This is a genomic window from Cytobacillus oceanisediminis (genome assembly GCF_003182355.1).
GTDB classification, from domain to species: domain Bacteria; phylum Bacillota; class Bacilli; order Bacillales; family Cytobacillaceae; genus Cytobacillus; species Cytobacillus oceanisediminis_A.
Genome location: NZ_QGTW01000014.1, coordinates 74,428 through 95,730 on the forward strand (window position 1 = coordinate 74,428; position 21,303 = coordinate 95,730).

Below are 21,303 nucleotides of genomic sequence, written 5' to 3' on the forward strand. Positions count from 1 at the left end.
TTTTTTCATTTATTTAATGGTTAATGATTTTTTTACTTTCCTTTCCATTCCGGTGGGCGTTTTTCATTAAATGCATAGATGCCTTCCAAACGATCTTCTGAATTCGCACATTTGTAATAAGCCTCAAGCTCGAGTACAAGCCCTGTTGCTAAATCTGTTTCCGTTCCTTTATTTACGGCTTTCTTTAAAGCTTTAAGGGAAAGTGGGGCATTTGCTGCGATGCTTTCTGCAAGTTCAATCGTTTCCTCTATCAGCGTTTCATCTGGAAAAACATGATTTATAAGCGCCAATTGCTTTCCTTCTTCAGCAGTAATTCGTTTTCCTGTAAATAGCATTTCCTTTGCCAATCCTATTGGCAGGATACGGGCAAGCAGCTGGGTACCGCCGATACCAGGAATAAGGCCTAATTTTACTTCCGGAAGACCCATACCCGCCTGTGGAGCAGCTGTTCTAAAATCACAGCTAAGAGCAATTTCCATTCCTCCTCCTAATGCATAGCCATTTACAGCGCCTATTACCGGGTAAGGGAATTCACGGATTTTTTCAGTCACTTGTTCAAAATAATCATGCTGTTTTTTCCAATCCTTTTGTGTCATTCCATTCCGCTCTTTTAGATCTGCTCCAACACAAAAACTCTTAGTGCCAGATCCTGTTATAATGAGAACCCTTACATTTTCGTCATATTTTAAGTCATCCAGCGCTTGGATTAACTCCAATGCCATTTTTGTGTTCAAGGCATTCATGGAATCAGGGCGATTTAACGTCAATAAAACAATGCCTTTTTGCTGATCTGGGTTTTCAATTTTTATCGTTTCATAGGTTTGCACTAACATCCAACTCATCCCTTCAAAAAGTTAATATGAAATTTAGCTTGGCACCGGATATTTTCGTGAGCTCTTTCCTGCCTTCGCTACTTGCCCAGGCAAATCATGCCCAAGTATTTCTTTCAATTTATGAGAAGCTTGAATTAATTTATCCAGGTCAATCGACGTTTTAACACCCATTTCCTCAAGCATGTGTACAACATCCTCTGTACAAACATTTCCTGTTGCACCAGGAGCAAAAGGGCAGCCGCCAATTCCGCCTATGGATGCATCATAAATCGTAATTCCCGCTTCCATGCCGGCAAGAATATTAGCAAGCCCCATGCCCCTTGTATTATGAAAATGGCAGCCAAATTCAAAGTTTCTCCATTCATTTACAGCTTCTTTTGTTAATTCATAAACCTGCTTGGGATTAGCCATACCAGTTGTATCTGCAAGTGTAATTCTTTTGATGTTATGTAAAAGGAGGGTGTCTAGTATTTTCATGATGCGTTTCTGGGGGACTGTTCCTTCAAATGGGCAGCAAAATGAAGTTGCAACTGTAACGTTTAATGCGATACCATTCTCAGATGCAAATTGGGATAAAACCTTAAAGCTATTCAGTGATTCTTCTGTTGTTTGGCGTACATTCTGCTGATTATGCGTATTACTTGCCGATAAGACATAATTAACAGACCTAACACCATTTGCTTTTGCAATTTCGAGTCCCTTTAAATTTGGGACAAGCGCAACAATCTCCATCTCTTCTTCAAATTGTTGGATATGGGAATAAAAATCCAAAGTATTCGCCATTTGGGGCACTAACTTTTGATGAACAAAAGAACCAAATTCAACTTCGGACACATTGGCATCCCGGAAAAAAGTAAAAACTTCCAGTTTCTCTTCAACAGTTAAAACTTTTGACTCTAACTGAAGCCCATCTCTTAAACCCACTTCGTAAATCGTTACATCATTAACTAGCTTCATAGCATTCTATTCCCCCGTTATTTTGATGAAGTAACATTAGCTTTATAAATAGGATACTGTATCCAATCTACAATTTCAATGATTATTAAGAATATTCTTAAACTTCATCCGAACAGTTTTGTCTATTGATGGAGAATTCAAGGGGATAAATAAAATATTATTTTAAAGATAATATTTCTTTTCAGTTCCGTACCTATTTTCCTTGAAATTTTGGTTTCCTTTTCTCCAAAAATGCCTGTGTTCCTTCCTTTTTATCCTCAGTTGACATTAATAATGCTTGAGCTAACTTTTCTATAACTAACCCTGTTTTTATGTCTGTTTCTAATCCTGCATTTATTGATAATTTTGCAAGCCTAACTGCTAATGGTCCTTTACTTATTATTTTTCCGGCAACTTCCTCTGTCTTTGCCAAAAGTTCTTTTGGTGGAACAATTTCTGTAATAAGTCCGCTCATTTTTGCCTCTTCACCCGAAACGATTTTCCCTGTCAGAATCATTTCCAAAGCTTTTCCTTTCCCCACAAGACGTGCCAATCTCTGTGTTCCTCCAGCGCCAGGAATAATTGATAAATTTAACTCAGGCAAGCCCAGTTTTGCATTTGTCGAAGCAATTCTTATATCACAAGACATTGCAAGCTCACATCCCCCACCTAGTGCATAGCCATTGACCATTGCAATAGTTGGTTTTGGGTAGCTTTCGATATAATCATAAACTTGCTGCATTCCTCTATTCACTAAAGTCTCAAGTCCTGTTCTATCCTTTAGTTGTGAAATATCAGCACCTGCAGCAAAGGATTTTTCTCCTTCCCCTGTAAAAACAACACACTGTATAGTTTCATTCAATTCCAACTCGTGAAGAGCCGATTGAATTTCATCTACCGTTTCCATATTAAGTGCATTTCTAACTTCTGGCCGATTTATTATTATAAAAGCAAGTTGATTATTCGTTTCGATTTTAATGTTTTTGTAATTCATATTTTCCCTCCTTTTAAATTTCTTCCTAAATCAAGCTTAAGACACTTTTATGTTTATTTAAGACCTCTCCCAACAAAAAGAATGAATTTTTAGAAAATATCAGGGCTAAATCTTCACACTAACCTTTAAAATTTGGCCCGAAACTGTTAACTTAATCACCAGTTTTTAATATAGATTGCTCTGTACCTATGTTAGTATTCTTGGTATAAATGATTCTTTCAGGTAACCAGTAGGACACCCAACTAGCAGTAATAGCTAAAAAAGCTGCCAATCCAAATGCTAAAATATGAGTCTCAAATGTATCATATCCCCAGCCGCCGATGAACGAGCCTATTGCTCCGCCAATCTGGTGTCCAAAAAAAGCCCAGCCATTTAATAGTCCAAGCAATCTAATTCCATATAAGTCACCCAAAATGGCAGATGACATGGCAATCGACCCTGCCCATACCAAGCCCCCGGTAATTGCAACTAAGTAAAGCTGCATTGGAGTTGCTACGTAAAATAAACTGAGCAGCCCAGAACCGCGCACAAGATAGATCCAAAAGAGAATCTTTTTTCGGGGATAACGGTCTGCGATAGATCCTAAAAATAATGTGCTAAATATTGCTACGACTCCAATCATTCCAATACCAAATGATGCAGTCATAGGTTCAAAATGGTGATCCATTAGCATTGGGACAGCGTGAGAGCCCATAAGATTCATGCCAAAACCGCACGCGAATAACCCGAAAACGATTTGCCAATAAGCTCGTGTCTTCAGAGCATCTTTCCAAGTAATATCCGGCTGGATGTCCTGCCTAATTTTACTCCCTTGAACAGCAGGACCACCATCTGCCCCCTCAGGCACCTCTTCCCGCATAACAAAAATAGCTGAAGGAAGTACAACACAAATGAATAGCCCTGCAAATATTAAAAGTGTATGCTGCCATCCGACTAACTGAATTAATAAAGTTTCAACCGGTGTCATAACTGCAATTCCAGCCATTCCGCCCGTGGATAGGTAAAAGAGCGCCTTTCCCCTTTGCTGAACAAACCACTTGCTAATAAGCGGCGCTAAAGTAATATTGCTTAAAAATGCAAGACCTAGTGATAGAAAAATACCGAAAGAAAGGAGAAATGAAACAAACCCTTTAGAACTTATGGTCCATATTATCGATCCACAAACGCCCAGCAATCCTGTTAACAAAACGAAACGAGTGCTGAACCTTTTTAAAAGAGTTCCAGCCAAGGGCATTCCTAATCCATAAACAATCATTCCTATTGCGACAATGAGTGAAAACTCGGTTCTGGATAATCCCATATCCTGTACCATAGGGGTAAAAAAAGGACCAATTCCCATCCGCAGTCCCATGGTGAGTAAAACGATCACAGATGCCGACGCAACGATGTACCACCCATAATATATACTCCTGCTCTTTGTCATACTGAAAACCTCTTTACATTGGCTGTTAAAAACTCCTTATCCTTCACACTATTCAGCTCTACATTTTCATTAGCCCTGATCATTGTTTCAGCCTCCTTTATCCTTTAATAAACTTAAATCAGACTTCATGTATCGCATCAATGACAAAATCTCTTTTATTAAAATCATACAACATTTCTAGCAGTCTCTTGCTAAGCAACGTAAGTAAAATTCAGCTCAAGCAATAAAAAATTAAGGAATATAAATAAATAACATTCCTTAATTCTATAAAAAAAATTTTATTTTTACTGAATTTTGCTTCTAAGAAGCCTCGCTTCTTTTAAAAATAATGATTGTTATTCAAACACTGCTTTTTATTGTATTCGGCTCTAATTCGTTTAAGAGGTCTTCAATTGCGTTGGCAGGAATTTGTTCCCAATCAATAATGGCATCTAACCATTTATTTAATGATCTATCAAAAGCATCTGGTGCAGTTGAGGAATGGAGATATCTATGAAAATAGTGCATAAATATAAACAACTTCCGGTAACTTCCATCTTTAGAAAGCTGAAAATCTGCTTCCTGTAATATTAGACTTGCAGCACAAAGATGATACATGTAATCCATATAACGTTTTGCTGAAATCTCATCTTCAAAGGTCTTTTCTTGAACGATTGCATCGATTTTTTCTTTGAACTTCGCTGCTTTCTTCAGGCAAAGTTTTGCTGCACGAATAACATAAGCGTTGTTTAAATTAGTAAGCCGTATTCTAAAGTCTTTTAGGAAGACATCCCCAGCCAGTTCCTTATTAATAGCTCTTAATACATCAAGTGCAACAATATTCGTGGTCCCCTCCCATATGGAGCCCAAGTGGGCATCACGTACAAGTTTAGGATTCACCCATTCTTCTATATATCCATTTCCGCCGCGTATTTCCATTGCCTCAGCTGTAATATATCGAGCGCGTTTGCAAATATATCCTTTTAGCAAAGGAGTTAACAGACGAAGCAATGGTTTGTATTCCTCACTTCCGTGTTCAGTTTTATCAAACACATTAGCAGTAAAAAACACCATTGAAGCTGCTGCCTCGGTATCAATAAGTATTTCAAAAACATTTTCTTTCATCAAAGGTAATTTAATTAGTGCCTGACCAAAAGCCTTTCTTCCTCTAGCTGTAACAAGCGCTTCTAAGAAACTCCTCCTCATCATCGCCGATGAACGCACTGCATTTGAGAGTCGAGATGAATTCACCATTGACATCATTTGTTTAAAACCATTGTTAATGTCACCAACTACATAACCTATAGCACCTTCAAAAGAAACTTCCCCAGAGGCCATATCTTTTGTTCCCAGTTTATCTTTCAACCGGTTTATACGATAACGGTTACGCTCTCCGTTCTCCAGCTTTTTTGGCACTAAAAACATCGCCAATCCTTTTGTTCCTTTTCTGGCTCCTTCCGGACGGCCCAGGACTAACGCAACGTCGGCAGAGACGTTTGAACAAAACCATTTTTCTCCCCAAAGCTCCCACTGACCACCAACTTTTTTAGCCATTAAAGTATTCTCTCCAACATCAGAGCCGCCTTGTTTTTCTGTCATAAACTGAGCAGCCGTCCAAAGTTTTCTCATGTCAGTACTTGTCAAATTCGGCAGATAAGTTTTCTTAATTTCATGGCTGGCAAATTGGTCAATAACCCGTGCTGCCGAATCAGTCATGGACATAGGACAGCATAATCCAAATTCTGATTGGGCGAATAAATACCAAAATGAATATTTTAAAACTCTTGAAAATGGAGTTGGCCAACCCATTACCCCTGAACGATGGGACATCGCTACAAGGCCAAATTGACTGTACCCGATTTCCTCCATCCGCTGATAGGCAGGATGGTATTTCACATGATCAACGCGCTCCCCATATTTGTTATAAGGAAAAAATTCCGGCGGGTAACGGTCTGCTTCACGAGATAAATCATCCAACTCCCCTCCTGCTACAGCCCCCATGTTTGATAAAAGAGGACGAACATGTTCATATTCATCTTTGGGAACATAGAAACGTATTAAAAAGTCCAGATTAGGATCTGTTTCGTAAAAGTTAAGACCTCTTGACTCTGGCATTCCACCTAACTTAGCATCCTGTTTCAGAACATCAAAACGTTCATTCATTTTTTAGCCTCTTTTCAAAAAAATTTTTACTATTACAATTGGGTTTTTCCTGCTGTTCGAAGGAGGAAGCTGACAGATTATGAATGTCACTTCCCAATAAAATTAGGTTCTCTTTTATCAAAAAATGCCTTAACGCCTTCTTTAAAATCTTCCGTTTGAAAACAGATATCTTGTCCTTGAGCTTCCAATTCTAAAAGAAGCTTTAAATCTTTATGCAAGTGCTGATTCATAATTTTTTTTGTTATCCCTATGGAGATACTGGATTTTTTTGTTAATCTTTCTGCTATATGAATCGTTTCCTGGAGCAGGATTTCATCAGGTACTACCCGATTAACAATTCCTAAACGTTCCGCTTCAAAAGCAGTAATCCGTTCACCCAAAAACATTAGCTCTCTTGCCCGATGCGGTCCAATTAACAAAGGAAGGAAATGAATGGCTGCAAAATCAGGTATTAACCCCACATTAACAAAACTTTGTACAAAAAAAGCCTCTTCCGAAGCAATTATTAAATCACACAACAACGTAAGGCTAAAACCTGCACCGGCGGCTGCTCCGTTAACAGCTGCGATAATGGGCTTCTCAATTTCAAGAATTTTCATTAACAATGGAAAAGATTTTTGAAGTCTTTTTCTGCCTTCGAGAGGCTTCAAGTCTTTAAGAGCAGAAAGATCCCCGCCAGCAGAAAAGGCTTTATCATGCCCCGTAAGGATGATACATTTTATCTCATCATCTAACTCTGCTTTATCCAAAGCGTGAAGCAGTTCCAATCTCATATCCATTATTAATGCATTACGGACTTCCGGTTTATTTAATCGAATGATATAAATGTTTCCTTGTTTTTCTTCCAAAAGAAAATTGTACTTCATTTGGACCTCCCCTTTCTTATTGCCATCACTTAAATGTCCTATTAAAAAATTTTGTTAAGACTGCACTGGCTGCCAGCTTTGATTCATTTTTGTGATTATTGTATCAGCTTCTGTTACAATGCCTTCAATAATCTCCTTTACGCTAGGATATTGATTAATCCGGCCAATTATCTGGCCGATGGATAATACACCTGCATTTATGTCTCCATCATTAAGCAGCTTTTTATAAGCTTCTCCTCCCATTAAAGGAAGCAGCTCTTCAATCTTGGCATTTTCACCTTCAAGTTCAAGTACTTTAAGTGCAGCCTCGTTTTTGTAAACCCTGTTTGGCTTATTGATGGAACGCTTAATAATCAATGTATCGTTCATACTGGCACTTCTTAATTGCTCTTTAATAGTTTCTGGTAAAGGTGATTCCTGACTCATTACAAACCTAGTTCCCATTTGTATCCCTTGTGCTCCTAGTGATAAAGCTGCAACTAATCCTTTCCCATCAGAGAAACCGCCTGCAGCGATGACAGGAATGCTTACTGACTCTACTACTTTAGGGATCATCACCAATGAGGTAACTTCATCAACCCCAGGATGACCACCACATTCGTATCCGACAATTACAACACCATCACAGCCTAATTCTTCAGCCTTTTTAGCAAATTTAACGGATGGTACAACATGTATAACTTTGACACCGGCTTTTTTTAATTGATCCATAAATTTAGCAGGGCTGTAGCCGGATGTAAAAACAATGTTAACTCCGGTTTCTATGACTCCTTCAACATATTCATCCATCGGTTTACGAATACCAATAGCCAGATTTACGCCAAATGGATTGCTTGTTTTCTTCCGTACATGTTCAATATCATCAATCATTTCCTTTTTTGTAGAATAGGTACCTGCTGTAATCAGTCCTAATCCACCTGATGCAGAAACAGCTGAAACAAGGGGTTCACGTCCCAATCCTTGTAAGCCGCCTTGAATAATTGGATACTTGATGCCTAATAATTTAGTTATATCTGTTTGGAATGGCATATGATTTCCCCCAGTAATATATAAATGAAATTGGATCATTCTCTAATCTAAAGAATGATCCCCATCGTAATACAAATAATTAACCTTGATAATCCGTATGTTCCTCAATGTAATTAAACAACCGCTGGCCAATACTATCTTTTCTCCCGTGTTCGATTTCTTCTACTATATGTGCCACTAGTCCAACGGCTCTTGAAGCAACTGCAAATGATTTGACAACACGGTAATCAATTTCCATGTCAGCCATTATGGCACCTATTGCACCTACAGCATTTAAGGTAATCGTTTTTCCTTTTTTCTCGCAAAATTGTCTATGAATCTCTTTCAGGAGCTGTGAATTCTTTCCGTTAAAGCCTAACTGCTCTGAAATCTCGAACAATTTGGTGGTACGGGGATCTTCAGGTTTATGAACTGGATGACCAAACCCGGGAAGCTGCTGTCCGCTTTCTTGTCTCTCATTAATAATGATGGAAGCAAGTTCTTTAATATCATATTCTTCCCCGTATTTTTGAAATGCTTTTTGAAGCATTTCTGCAACATACTCCATTGCACCCAGATAAACCGTTCCAGCTCCAAGCAATCCAGCCGCCACTGCCGATTGAACAGATTCAGGTGCACCCAGATAGGTTAAACGGGTGGAAATTGAGCTTGGCGTAAAACCATGCTCACAGATAGCCACTAGCAGTGCGTTAAGCATTTTGGATTCATTTTCTGTTGGTTTACGATGCTTTGCACCAAGGAAAGCCATATCTGCTAATGTAATATTTCCAATCAAATCCTCTGTCAGGTTATAGCCATGTACATATATTTTGTCCGGAATGGATTTTCCGATTTTTGTTTGAAATTCCAATTAATTCTTCCCCCTAACTTTATTAAGATATATACCTTCTGCCTCTTGAATTGGTTACTTTAGAATAGCAAAAGTCCCCAATGCAGTTCCGACTGTTTCACCTCTTTCATTGAAAGCTTTTGATTCCACATATTGAATTCGCTTTCCATCATTAATAAGTGTGGCCCTCGCATATAGCGTGCCTTCCTTAACAGGGGCTATAAATTGAGTGGTCAATGAAATCGTTGCTACACGGACCTCTCTTGTTGATCGAATTGTTGCACCAATAATTGAGTCTAAAATAGAAGTTAACGCTCCTCCGTGCAAAACGCCATTTGAATTGCCCAACTCTTTTTTAACCGGCATTTTAATGATGACATCTCCTGGTTCTAAACGGTCGAATGTGATACCCATATGTTTCCAAAATGGCGACTCTTCAAATTCATTTCTTAACCATTGCATATACGTCCTAGTTCCGGTATCATCCATTCTATCTCTCCTGACCTTAGTAAATTTTATATAGTTATAGAACTTTCAATTTTATTTTTCCAAACAATAATGCCATCTAGTGCGGCTATACCCTTTCCTTCTTCAAAAACCCATATTGGATTAATGTCCATTTCACTTATTTTCCCGCTATAGTTCCAGGCAAATTGAGATACTTTTACCAGTACTTCGGCAAGAGCATGAATATCTTTTTGTTTTCCGCCCCTGACACCTTTCAGTAATGGATATCCTTTTAATTCTTTTAACATGCTTTTAGCTTCCTGAATTTGAATAGGCGCTCGCCTAATGGAAATATCCTTTAAGACTTCTATGAAAATACCTCCAAGTCCACAAACTATGATAGGTCCAAATTGAGGGTCTTCCTTTATACCAATAAACATTTCGATTCCCTCCTCCTGGATCATTTCTTCAGCTAAGATTCCATCAATTTGGGCATTTGGAGAATATTTGTGTACTGACTGCAAAATTTCATCATATGCTCTTTCTAATTGAATCGGATTATGAATGTTAACCTGTACACCACCTGCTTCTGTTTTATGCAGCACATCCCGGGATATCACTTTACACACTACTGGATAACTTAGATTATCCTTAACTTTCTCCAAGTGGCTTCTATTTTTTATAACCGTTCCACTAGGAACACGTACACCTAACAATGAAAGCTCCTTCTTAACACGTTCTTCTGTCCATATACCAGATATATCATTTGGTACTTCGCATGATATTAAAGCTTGTTCTGGAGGTTCTATCATTTGTTTTTTACTGAAATTCGAAAAATCAACTAAGTATTTTAAAGACAACATTGTTTTATAAGATGTAGGATAAACAGGAATCCCTGCTTCCTGTAAAATCGTCCTTCCCTTTCCTGTCAACTCACTTGTTCCAGTTATCGTTACAATGATCGGTTTATCAGTTTTTTTGTCGATCTCTGCTATTTTCTGGCATATTTTTGTTCCCAGTTCTCCTCCAAATGTCGTTTGAAAAACGATTGCGTCAACCTGCTCATCGTCAATTAAAACTTCAAGAGTTTCAGTCAAGATATGTTGTTCTTTAAGGGCTTGTGCAGTAACATCAATAGGGTTTAATGCAGATCCATATGGAGGAATAATTGACTCTATTTTTGCAGCGGTTTCTTTTGACATACGAACCATTTCTAATCCTAATGCTTCACTATAATCAGCCATAGCAATCCCGGCAGCACCAGAGTTTGATATTGTCACAACCCGGTTCCCATTTGCTTTTTTACCCCTTGAGAAAACCTTCATTGCATCAATCATGTTATCAACGTCGTTTACAGTGATAAATCCATACTGTTTTGCAATTGCCTGAAAGGTTTCCTCAGATCCGGTTAAAGATGCTGTATGTGACATTGCTGCTTGCCTGCCTAGTTCAGAGCGGCCTGCTTTTAATAAAATAACTGGTTTGTTTAATAACTTGGAAGTTTCTGAAATTTTAATCAGCATTTCTCCATCTGGAATTCCTTCTAAATAGCCAGCTACAACAGTGGTTTCAGGATCCTCCAGCATGTACTCGATACAATCTAGCGAATGTATATCCATCTGGTTACCTGTATTCACAATATAGGAAAAACCAATGTTTTCCTCCTGAGCCAATCCGAACAAGGAAAACCCTATTGCGCCACTTTGAGAAGCAAATCCTACATTTCCAGATTTAAACCCTTTCTCTGTTTCAAAGGAGGTGGCGAATCCCAAAGGTATACTTTCTTTGACATTCAACAAACCAACGCAGTTTGGTCCTAAAATATGAATCCCTGCTTGCTTAGCCTTTTTCAATACTTTTTCTTGTAGTGCCTTCCCTTCCTCACCAACCTCTGCAAAGCCTGAACCAAATAAAATCAAATGATGAACCTGTTTTTTTTCACATTCCTCCAGGATTTGCTGCATTCTCTTAGAAGATACAGCAATTAAAGCAACATCTACTTCTCCAGGTATATCCAAAATACTGGAATAACATGGAATACCCTCTATCTCATCATACTTTGGATTAACGGGATAAATATTTCCTTTAAATTTATGGTTAAGCAAATTTTTAAAGGGTTTGCCGCTTATAGATGAAAAATCCTTCGAAACACCAATAATTGCAATTGATCTGGGATTCAAAAAGCGGTCAAGAGCATTTATTTTTGACATATTATACCTCCTGTTTTTCATCGATATTGACATTTACGGGTTTCATAAGCTTAGGAACATAAATTATCAGGGCTAAAGCTATTCCTAACACATCTGTAAGAATCCCTGGTATTAACATGCAAAGCCCTGCAACCAAAACAATCAAACGGACAAATAAATTTTGCATCCGTCCAAAACCGATTAGATAACCTTCTAATGAAGAAGAAAGCATAAACACCCCAATAATGGCTGATATAACACTCAATGCAATTTCAAGCGGTTCTCCCCGAAAGATCAATGCTGGCTGATAGACAAAGAAGAACGGAACAAGGAAAGTTACAGCACCTAGTCGCACTGCTGTAAAACCAGTCTTCATTGGATTCGCTTTCGCAATGCCCGAAGCTGCAAAAGCTGCCAATGCTACAGGCGGAGTAATATAGGAAACAGTTGCCCAATATACCACAAATAAATGAGCTGCTACAGGATCAACACCAATAGCCACAAGCGCAGGAGCCATAATAATTGCCAGGAATACATAAACAGCTGATACCGTCATCCCCATTCCCAAAATAAAGCTTGTAAGTGCTCCGCCAATTAATATAAGAATCATGCTGTCTCCCGCAGCAGCAACAAGTTCCCTTGAAAACGAAAAAGATACACCTGTAGCTGATAATGCACCAACAATGAAGCCAACACCGGCTATAATACAAACAATTTCAGCCAGTACCTTTCCAACCTCAACAAACATATTGAATAGTTGCTTTACATTCATTCTTGTGGTTTTATTAATCATCGCAATAACCAAAAGTACTAAACTAGCATAGTAGGGTGCCTGCCCCTCGGAATTAAGGATCACTAAAAAGTAGACTAGCAGGACAAGGGCAAAAAGGTAATACCAGCCACCTTTTAATGTTTCTAAGAACGAAGGGATGTCCTCTTTCTTTAACCCTTTTAGGTTATTTTTTGCGGCGTACCCATCCGCCTGTACAATTAACCCAATATAATATAGAAGGGCAGGGATGGCTGCTGCCAGTGCAATTTCATAATAGGGTATTGCCAAAAAGGATGCCATAATAAAAGCTGCTGAACCCATTATCGGCGGAGTAATTGTTCCTCCAGTGGATGCAACTGCTTCTATTGCACCCGCATAGTGCGGTTTATATCCTGACTTCTTCATCGCAGGGATTGTCATTGCACCAGTTGTAATCGTGTTTGAAATAGCACTTCCGCTTAACATTCCAAAGAAAGCACTACTCACGATTGAAACTTTGGCTTCCCCGCCCCGGAATCTGCCAAACAATGATTGGGCTAGCTTAAAGAAGAAATCTCCGCCGCCTGTATGGGTTAGTACAACTCCAAAAACAAGAAATCCAAGAATTAAATTACCTACTGTTGTTAATGCAATTCCTAAAACACCATTGGCGCTCATCATATGATTTCTGGCAATTGTGAAAAAGTCGTATGATTGTCCCTGTAAAAAACTAATTGGCATTTCTGAAGCGATAAGAGGGTAAAGGGATATCAATAAACAAATAATTGATAAAACGAGTCCGCCTGTTCTCCGTAAAGCTTCAAGTAGTAGTCCCCATAGGATAATACTTGAATAAGTCGCCAGCGGCGGTGCGTTCCAGTCCCAGCCCTCCATTATCATTCTTTGACCGTTTAACCCCAAATAGATCACGATAGCAAATGAAACTGAAGCAAAAATAAAATCATACCATTTTACTTTCTGTCCTTTTTTTGCGGGGAAGATTAAAAAGGCAATTGGCATGAAGCAGGCTAAGATATAATATAGATAAGAGTTTTGAATCGGATTAAATCCAAATAGTTTTAAATAGAAAAGCATGTTTATGGAAAGTAAGATTCCAATTAGAGTGGCAATTACAACGACTATTTTCAACAGTATATTTAATCTCTCGGACATCATTTTATCCCTCCGAAACTACCATATTTTTTAAATTAGCTTGATCCCAATTATTTTCGCTCCCTTTCTTCCCTTTCTCTCATAAATAGAATATCAGCCACATAATACTGGCTGATATTCTTGTGTTCATTGCAGATTACTTAACAAGTTGAGCTTTCTTTTCCAGCCAGAATGCAGGGAAGTCATCTTTTGAAATTCCTTCTTTTTTAGCTTCTTCCATCACTTGATCCCAAGCAGACTTCAATTTGTCATACCTCGCAACTAATTCATCATTCTTAGCCTGCTTTTCTTCATCCCAGAGCCCTTTTTCTTCTAGGAACTTTATCGTTCCTTCATGGAACGGGATTCCACGCGGTTCAGTAACGACAAGTTCCTTGTCATACAAAGCTAAGTTTGGCATTGCGTCTTTGTATGCAGAAAAGTTCTCATCCATCGCTTTCAATAATTCATAGATAGTATTTGGATCCTGGTCGGCATACCCCCCGATCAGATACCCATGGCCCATTATGTTTGTGTCACTTTCCATGCCGGCACCGTTATCCATTGTATAAGGTATCATCCAAGAGGCAGTTTCTGTTGTTCGCTCCCAGCCTTCAGTATCATCGGGGTCCATCTCGAGCCAGCGGATGCCGCCTTTGCTGTCGGCTTCAAACATAGCTGATGCAGTAGGATTAATACCCGCTGCGTCAATCTGTCCTTGAATAAGTGCTTCACCTTGACCTGCGTAAGAAGTGATATCAACAACTTCTACATCATCCCAGCTTAATCCCCCGAATGATAACATTGCTTCATTTTTAATATTAACTGACGCATTTCCAGTTACCTTTGGAATTTTCTTGCCTTTTAAGTCCGCTATTGTTTTTATGTCTGAATCCTCACGAACTGCAAAACCATATTGACTAATAGGAGCCCATATTGCACGAACATTCTGAGGACCCCAATCCTGTTGTGCAAACTCTTCATTTCCTTCAAAAGCAAATTGAATTTCATCACCTAATTTGCCAATTGAAGCTGTTTTATCTCTTAGAGGAACCATTCGGCCAACACCACTTGCTGATGGCAGCATTCGAACTTGAGTACCATATTCTTCAGTTAATGTGTTTGCGATAGCTGACATTTCTGCGTAACCGCCTGATCCAACATCATATACACTCCAGGTCATTTGTTTAGGAAGTGAGCCAGAATCGTTACTTGAGGATGAGTTTACGTTAGAAGCAGTTTTCTGAGTTTCATTACTGCTGCAGCCTACTAACAAAATTGAAAGTAAAAAGATTGTAAACAAAAATCTAATTGGTTTGTTAAACATCGATATCCCCCTTTTATTAACTCATCTTTTCTAGCCAAAATGGATTAAACGGTTACACCTCCCAAAAGAAATCGTTTTCATTTACATCTCTAAAAAGTATTTTATATATAAAATATATTTTCGTCAATGAAATTTTAAAAGATTCTGTATATTCTGTAAAAGTTTTATTATCAATTTACCATGTTCATAGTGCTTAAATTAATCCAGGTATTTTAGATATTTATAATAAAGATCTTTTTCTTGTGGTTCTCATAGATGGAGGATTTGAAAGTAACTTGAAGGGCATTGCCTCTTTCCTTCATAAAAGGAGATGTACTGAAGGCTAACGAAGCTCTTAACGAATGCTTTATTAGCCTAGTTATGTTTAAATTAATTAGATATAGGCTGAAATTTTGGTAATGTAAAATCTTCCTGTTTTTCAAACACCACTTCAACAGATAAATCACATTTCACTTTTTCAACATCAATATTAATGATGTTACTAAACATTCGAACTCCTTCGTCCAATTCAATTAATGCTACAGCATATGGGGCATCATCTTTAAATGCTGGGCCACCGCCTCTGCGGGCAATTGTATAAGAATAGATTTTTCCTTTTCCAGTTGATTCAACCCACTCTACTTGTTCAGAAAAACAATGCGGACATAATATTCGCGGGTAAAAAATATGTTTTGAGCAATCTTTGCATTTTTGGATCAACAATTTATTTTCTTTACAGCCTTGCCAAAAGACGTGTGAATCACCATCAGGTATAGGCATTGGTTTTTTCTGTTCAGCCATGATTAATCCCTCCCTAAAATAACAACTGATGTAGAAGACAGGGTTCCGCCTGTACCGTTTACAAGTGAGAGTTTTGCATCTTTTACTTGTCTATCTCCGCACTCGCCTCTTAATTGGCGGACAGCTTCAATTAAGAGAAATATGCCATACATTCCTGGATGGGCGTAGGATAATCCCCCACCGTTTGTATTCATAGGGAATTCACCGCCAGGAGCAGTACGCTGATTACTTATAAAATCTCCGCCTTCACCTGGTTTACAGAATCCAAGAGATTCAAGTGTAAGTAATACGGTTATGGTAAATGAATCATAAATTTGCACCACATCAATCTCATCATGTGTTACACCGGCCATCTCAAAAGCAGTTTTTCCCGATTGTGCTGCTGAGGTAACAGTTAAATCTGGCATTGCCTGGATGGACCAATGGCTATGAGATTCACCTTGGCCTAAAACCCATATTGGTTTCTTCCTGCAGTCTTTCGCTCTTTCAGCAGATACTAAAACGAGCGCCCCTGCTCCATCTGTAACTAAACAACAATCCAAGAGATGGAGCGGATCCGTGATCATCGGAGAATTTAATACATCTTCAATGGATAATGGATCCCGCATTGTCGCCTGAGGATTTAATTGTGCCCACTTCCTGGTAGCTACAGCTATTTCCGCCAAATGCTCAGGTTTGGTTCCATATTGATGCATATGCCGATTTGCTGCCATAGCATAAGATCCGGCAGGAGATGGTAATCCGAACGGTGTTTCGTACTGGGCTGTCAGAACAGGCGGTCTTCCAGCTAAAGATCGCGATTTTTCAGAACGTTGTGTACTTCCGTATAAAATTAAAGCAACCTCACATAACCCTGATTGAATGGCTCCAGCAGCATGCCCCACATGAGCCTCAAAAGCTGAGCCACCTATTTGGGTTGAGTCAGTGTATTTCGGCTGAATTCCCAAGTATTCAGACATAATAACGGACGGAAACGAGCCAACTCCAGGCAAACCCCATAGCCCAGCAACAAAAATGCCATCAACATCATCTTTAGTTAATCCAGCATCTTCCAAAGCCCGTTTTGCAGCAATAGCCTGAATTTGCAGGACTGATTGTCCGTCTTTTACCTTTCCTTTTTCGAGTTCAACATCTCCTACACCAACAATAGCCGCGGCGTTTTTAATTGACATTTCTCCACCCACCCGTTAAATATTTAGAGAAGACTGGAACAATCTTTCTATTCGTACTGATTGTATTGAAATTCTTTTGAATATTCAGACTCCAGCAGCAAGTTTTGCAGTATATATTCAGTCATGATTGCTGGATGTGTAATATGGGACTGTTGATATATTGATGCTTTGTACCAATAATGAATACTTTCTTCCCATGTAAATCCCATTCCGCCATGCAGCTGGATAGCATCTTCACATACTTTCTTATAAATATCTGTGGTAAAAAGGCGGCTCGATATAGCATTTAATAAGGTTTCATTTGAACTTTTCCCAGTTTGAGATGCTACATACACACTATAACTGCGGGCTTTTTCAATTGCTATATGTAAATCTGCAATCATGTGTTTTACTGCTTGAAAGGATCCCACAGGAACACCAAATTGTTTCCTTTCTTTAACATAATTTACCGTTCTATTCAAAACTTCATTTGCTCCGCCGATCATTTCGCCATTTAAACATATTAAATAACCTGTGAGCTGTTCATTAAATAATTCTTGATGATTGCTGTCAGGTCCTCCGATAAAATCATCATTATCTATCCAAACTCCATCTAGCACCAAAGTCCCCTGGGGTTTGGACAAATCCGCTGATTGCTCCGGAATTATGTTAATACCATCATTTCTGGTATTTATTAAAACTGCTGATATACCTCCGACGTTATTTTTAAAAGGGACTAAAATAACTTCTGTATGCTGTAAAAACTGAATGTGCCTAATCTCACCGGTTAATTGGATCTTACCGTTTTCTTCATTTAAAATATTGATTCCCGGCCAATTAAATCCAACCTTATTTTGTGACTTTTCCAGCTTAGGTAAAGCAGATGTTATAAGTTTTTCTCCGGAAATAACCATTTCCAATAATTCCTGCTGCTTGTTTGTTAATTTCAATTGACTTAATAAAGGGACAATAAAACCGGCTACTAAAGAATATGGTCCAGGAAAAAGTTTCTCTCCAACCGATTCGGATAGGTACATTAAATCAAGGGGGCAAACATCTTCTAAGGTTTGCCATTTGCCTTTCGCCAGTACACCCAGCCATCCATTTTCTGCAAGCTTCTTCCATGCACATTGAGAAAACCCATCTTTCTTCTCAGCAACTTCACTAAAAGCCTCGATAGGCATTTCTTTTTTTAACAATGAATGAAGAGCCTGCTTTAACATTTGCTGCTGCTCAGAGAATCGATATTCCATTTTATCTTCCTCCTTTCGAGCTAGGCAATCCCAGTGATTTGGCGATAATATTTTTTTGGATTTGTGTTGTTCCGGCATAAATGGTTTCAGCCCTGGATAAAAGGAATTTTTCCATCCAAACTTGATTATCCCCTTTTATTAAAGATTCTTCTCCTAATAATTCCACACCGACATTGAGTAAATCCTGATGGCTTTCACTCCAAACTAATTTAGCGATTGCCGGTAATGCACCAGTGTCTTCCCCTTGTGCAATTAAAGCAATATTTCGTAAACAAACACTTTTTAATATTTCACAGGATAAATAGGATTGAACCAATTTATTTTGCATAATCGGGCTAATTGCCGGAGAGCTCCCAGCATGTATTTGTTCTTGAAACAATGTAACAAGCTGTTGGAATTCTTGCTGCATTTTTAAGGAACGCTGAGCGAAGTGGATCCCACGCTCATGCGCAAGAGCATAATTAGCCATTTCCCAGCCATTGTTGATTTCCCCTACTAAATCGCTTTTGGGAACAATTGCTTCATCTAAGAAAATTTCAGCAAGTTCTGATTCGCCAGCAATATTTTTAATCGGCTTAACAGTCACGCCAGGCTGATCCAAGTCAAGGATCATCAGACTTACCCCTTTGTATCTTGATTCAGCAGTGCGAACTAAGATATAACATTTATTCGCATAGGGACCATAAGATGTCCATACTTTTTGCCCATTTAACACATAATGATCTCCATTATCTTTCGCCTTTGTTTGAAGGCCTGCCAAATCTGAACCAGCATTCGGTTCTGAGAACCCTTGACACCAAATATCTTCGTGATTAAGCATTCGAGGAAGATAATATTTCTTCTGATCCTCAGTTCCATAACGGATTAAAGTCATCCCAAATATACCAATACCATTTGAATTTAATACTTCAGGGGCATTTATTCGAACCAATTCTTCAATATATACTAATTGTTGTTCAATAGTTAAACCCAGACCTCCATATTCCTTTGGCCAGGCAGGTGCTACCCATCCTCCCAGACCTAACATTTTCCCCCACTCCTTACGCCTTTGAACCCACTTTTCCCCTGTTACCTCTTGATTCCATTCTTTTGGGAAATTTTTCTCTAACCAACTTCGAAAAGAGTCTCGAAAATTCTCAGCTTCCTGTGAATAATTAAAATTCATGTTTTCTCCTCCTTTACTGTACATTTTTTGAAGGCAATATAGCTTCAAAAGTACCAGACACCTTAACTTCTCCCTCATCATTCATAGCAGCCACTTCACTTACGATTTGATTGTTTTCCTTCTTTTCTATTACCTTTCCTGTAACATGAATCCGTTCACCGGGAAAAGTCATTTTACGAAACCGAATTTGCAGTGAATTAACATATTTGCGGGGAATCCAGCTGGTTACGCCTTGTGCAGCCATTCCCATTACTAACATTCCATGGGCTATAATCCCGGTTCCTGCTTTTTCACCTACTTCTTCAACCGTATGGAGAGGATTAAAATCTCCTGAAGCACCAGCATACTTCACTAATTGAACACGGGAAATCGGGTCCTTTGAAATTTCGGGAAAATGGTCGCCAACATTCAAGTCTTCGTAGTATTTCCACATGATTATCACATCCAAAATTTTTTAATGTCGTTCAATTGTTACATTTCTGGAGCGGGCTACCAGGTCGTTGAACTGATTTCTGTATTCAAATTCCAAGGTAATCAGATTCATACCCCCGGAGGATCCTTGCTTAACTTTAACATCAGCAACCTTACCTGAAACAGTTAGGTTATCACCCGCATATATTGTTTTTATAAATTGGTAGCCTTGTTCCCCATGTAAAATTTTTACTGGATTTAAATTTAGCATTTGGCACTTTTGTTCAAAACTATATCCTCCCCATAAATCAATCACTTGGAGGTAGGTCAATGGAATTGGTATTCCTTCATAGCCTTCTTTTCTTGCTGTTTCCTCATCGTAATAGATAGGATTGGGGTCACCGATTGCCGCGGCAAATTCCTTTATTTTGCCTTTTTCTACTGAATACGTATAAGGAGCAAGCTCTAAACCCATTAAATCTTTGATAGCACTCAGTTTTGTTCACCTGCTTTTCTATTTAATTATCGAACAGTTATATAATAGTTTATTTAAAATATTCTGAATTCGTATTCTAAAAAAATTTAATCTATTTTAAAACTTAAACTATTAATAATGCGATGATCTTTTCCTATATTCAATGAATTTAAACACTAGACAATTTACATAAATCTTCCACCCGTTACTTCAAGCACATTCCCTGTCATGTAGTCGGAATAATCGGAGCTAAGGAAAAGAACAGCTTTAGCAATATCCAAAGGTTCGCCAACCCTCTGCATAGGGATCTCGGCAATTTTAAGCTGCCGAACTTTTTCTGGTACTGCACGAGTCATGTCCGTATCAATAAATCCTGGCTGGACAGCGTTTACATTAACTTGGAATTTAGCAAGCTCTTTCGCTGCAGCCTTTGTCATCCCAACAATACCAGCTTTTGCTCCAGCGTAATTTACTTGACCCATATTTCCAACCTTCCCTGCAATGGAAGAAATATTTACAATCTTCCCTTTTTGCTTTTGCCTCATATGGACCGCAGCTGCCTGCATACATAGAAAAGTACCTTTCATATGAACATCCAACACCTGTTCAAACTGTTCTTCCGTCATTTTATGTAGCATAGCATCTCTAGTAATCCCCGCATTATTTACTAAAATATCAATATCACCAAAATGATCAATTGCAGCTTGGATTAATCGTTGAGCACTTTCTTTTTCGGAAACATCAACTTTCTGTGCCAATCCTTTTGAGCCTATCTCTTCTATTTCACGGGCGACCTGTTCTGCTGAATCTAAGTTTAAATCTCCAACAACAACATTTGCACCGTGCTTGGCATAAAACAGCGAAATTTCTCTTCCAATTCCCTGTCCAGCTCCAGTTACTACTGCAACTTTTCCTTCCAGATTCATTAAAAAATCACTCCATTCCATTTTTTGAAAAAAAATAAAAGAAAGATGCTTATAAAACATTGGTAAGGGCTTACATTTATCTTAACTAAATTTTATATAAGAAAAAAGTTTTTGTCAATGAAATTTTAGAAAATTTAGACTAGTGTTAATTTGCTTGTAATTTAACGTTTGAAAGAAAACATTGAAGCTTTACAGGTTTTATTAGTCATTTTCTTAGGAAGGCC

19 protein-coding genes are annotated in these 21,303 nt (G+C 38.5%); all 19 read right to left on the minus strand.

The annotated features are described in order from the left end of the window. Positions 1 to 32 precede the first annotated feature (32 nt). Positions 33 to 833 (minus strand): enoyl-CoA hydratase/isomerase family protein, encoded by an 801-nt coding sequence (locus DFO73_RS22005; protein WP_110066840.1) that lies wholly within the window; start codon positions 831 to 833, stop codon positions 33 to 35. A 33-nt stretch (positions 834 to 866) separates the two neighbouring features. Then, on the minus strand, positions 867 to 1,790 hold the full coding sequence (locus DFO73_RS22010; RefSeq protein WP_110066841.1) for a hydroxymethylglutaryl-CoA lyase: 924 nt from the start codon (positions 1,788 to 1,790) through the stop codon (positions 867 to 869). Positions 1,791 to 1,983: 193 nt separating this feature from the next. Further along, on the minus strand, positions 1,984 to 2,763 hold the full coding sequence (locus DFO73_RS22015) for an enoyl-CoA hydratase/isomerase family protein (protein ID WP_110066842.1): 780 nt from the start codon (positions 2,761 to 2,763) through the stop codon (positions 1,984 to 1,986). Between the two features lie 151 nt (positions 2,764 to 2,914). Beyond that, on the minus strand, positions 2,915 to 4,186 hold the full coding sequence (locus tag DFO73_RS22020) for an MFS transporter (protein ID WP_110066843.1): 1,272 nt from the start codon (positions 4,184 to 4,186) through the stop codon (positions 2,915 to 2,917). Positions 4,187 to 4,525: 339 nt separating this feature from the next. After that, the gene (locus DFO73_RS22025; protein ID WP_110066844.1) at positions 4,526 to 6,328 is read right to left on the minus strand and encodes an acyl-CoA dehydrogenase family protein; all 1,803 of its coding nucleotides are present in this window, start codon (positions 6,326 to 6,328) and stop codon (positions 4,526 to 4,528) included. An 86-nt stretch (positions 6,329 to 6,414) separates the two neighbouring features. Continuing rightward, positions 6,415 to 7,194 (minus strand): enoyl-CoA hydratase/isomerase family protein, encoded by a 780-nt coding sequence (locus DFO73_RS22030; protein ID WP_110066845.1) that lies wholly within the window; start codon positions 7,192 to 7,194, stop codon positions 6,415 to 6,417. A 54-nt stretch (positions 7,195 to 7,248) separates the two neighbouring features. Beyond that, the gene (locus DFO73_RS22035) at positions 7,249 to 8,223 is read right to left on the minus strand and encodes an NAD(P)H-dependent flavin oxidoreductase (RefSeq protein WP_110066846.1); all 975 of its coding nucleotides are present in this window, start codon (positions 8,221 to 8,223) and stop codon (positions 7,249 to 7,251) included. Between the two features lie 79 nt (positions 8,224 to 8,302). Further along, on the minus strand, positions 8,303 to 9,073 hold the full coding sequence (locus DFO73_RS22040) for a citryl-CoA lyase (RefSeq protein ID WP_110066847.1): 771 nt from the start codon (positions 9,071 to 9,073) through the stop codon (positions 8,303 to 8,305). 54 nt (positions 9,074 to 9,127) lie between these two features. Further along, positions 9,128 to 9,541: a PaaI family thioesterase gene (locus DFO73_RS22045; protein WP_110066848.1), complete on the minus strand. Its 414-nt coding sequence runs from the start codon at positions 9,539 to 9,541 to the stop codon at positions 9,128 to 9,130. Between the two features lie 26 nt (positions 9,542 to 9,567). Continuing rightward, complete coding sequence (locus tag DFO73_RS22050; RefSeq protein WP_181396093.1) at positions 9,568 to 11,709, minus strand: acetate--CoA ligase family protein; 2,142 nt, start codon at positions 11,707 to 11,709, stop codon at positions 9,568 to 9,570. Between the two features lies 1 nt (position 11,710). Further along, the gene (locus DFO73_RS22055) at positions 11,711 to 13,615 is read right to left on the minus strand and encodes a TRAP transporter permease (protein WP_219993445.1); all 1,905 of its coding nucleotides are present in this window, start codon (positions 13,613 to 13,615) and stop codon (positions 11,711 to 11,713) included. A 133-nt stretch (positions 13,616 to 13,748) separates the two neighbouring features. Continuing rightward, positions 13,749 to 14,918 carry a TAXI family TRAP transporter solute-binding subunit gene (locus tag DFO73_RS22060; RefSeq protein ID WP_110066850.1) on the minus strand — a complete coding sequence of 390 codons (1,170 nt, stop codon included), beginning with the start codon at positions 14,916 to 14,918 and terminating at the stop codon, positions 13,749 to 13,751. A gap of 369 nt (positions 14,919 to 15,287) precedes the next feature. Further along, on the minus strand, positions 15,288 to 15,698 hold the full coding sequence (locus DFO73_RS22065) for a Zn-ribbon domain-containing OB-fold protein (protein ID WP_110066851.1): 411 nt from the start codon (positions 15,696 to 15,698) through the stop codon (positions 15,288 to 15,290). A gap of 2 nt (positions 15,699 to 15,700) precedes the next feature. Next, positions 15,701 to 16,870 carry an acetyl-CoA acetyltransferase gene (locus DFO73_RS22070; protein ID WP_110066852.1) on the minus strand — a complete coding sequence of 390 codons (1,170 nt, stop codon included), beginning with the start codon at positions 16,868 to 16,870 and terminating at the stop codon, positions 15,701 to 15,703. A gap of 47 nt (positions 16,871 to 16,917) precedes the next feature. Further along, complete coding sequence (locus DFO73_RS22075) at positions 16,918 to 18,048, minus strand: acyl-CoA dehydrogenase family protein (RefSeq protein WP_181396094.1); 1,131 nt, start codon at positions 18,046 to 18,048, stop codon at positions 16,918 to 16,920. Between the two features lie 55 nt (positions 18,049 to 18,103). Beyond that, positions 18,104 to 19,267, minus strand: coding sequence for an acyl-CoA dehydrogenase family protein (locus DFO73_RS22080; RefSeq protein ID WP_181396095.1), 1,164 nt, complete (start codon positions 19,265 to 19,267; stop codon positions 18,104 to 18,106). Positions 19,268 to 19,280: 13 nt separating this feature from the next. Then, positions 19,281 to 19,700 (minus strand): MaoC/PaaZ C-terminal domain-containing protein, encoded by a 420-nt coding sequence (locus DFO73_RS22085; RefSeq protein WP_110066855.1) that lies wholly within the window; start codon positions 19,698 to 19,700, stop codon positions 19,281 to 19,283. A 21-nt stretch (positions 19,701 to 19,721) separates the two neighbouring features. Beyond that, positions 19,722 to 20,153, minus strand: coding sequence for a MaoC family dehydratase N-terminal domain-containing protein (locus tag DFO73_RS22090; protein WP_258309692.1), 432 nt, complete (start codon positions 20,151 to 20,153; stop codon positions 19,722 to 19,724). Between the two features lie 185 nt (positions 20,154 to 20,338). Continuing rightward, a complete protein-coding gene (fabG, locus tag DFO73_RS22095) occupies positions 20,339 to 21,079 on the minus strand; it encodes a 3-oxoacyl-ACP reductase FabG (protein ID WP_110066857.1) in 741 nt (246 codons plus the stop codon). Positions 21,080 to 21,303: the final 224 nt, after the last annotated feature.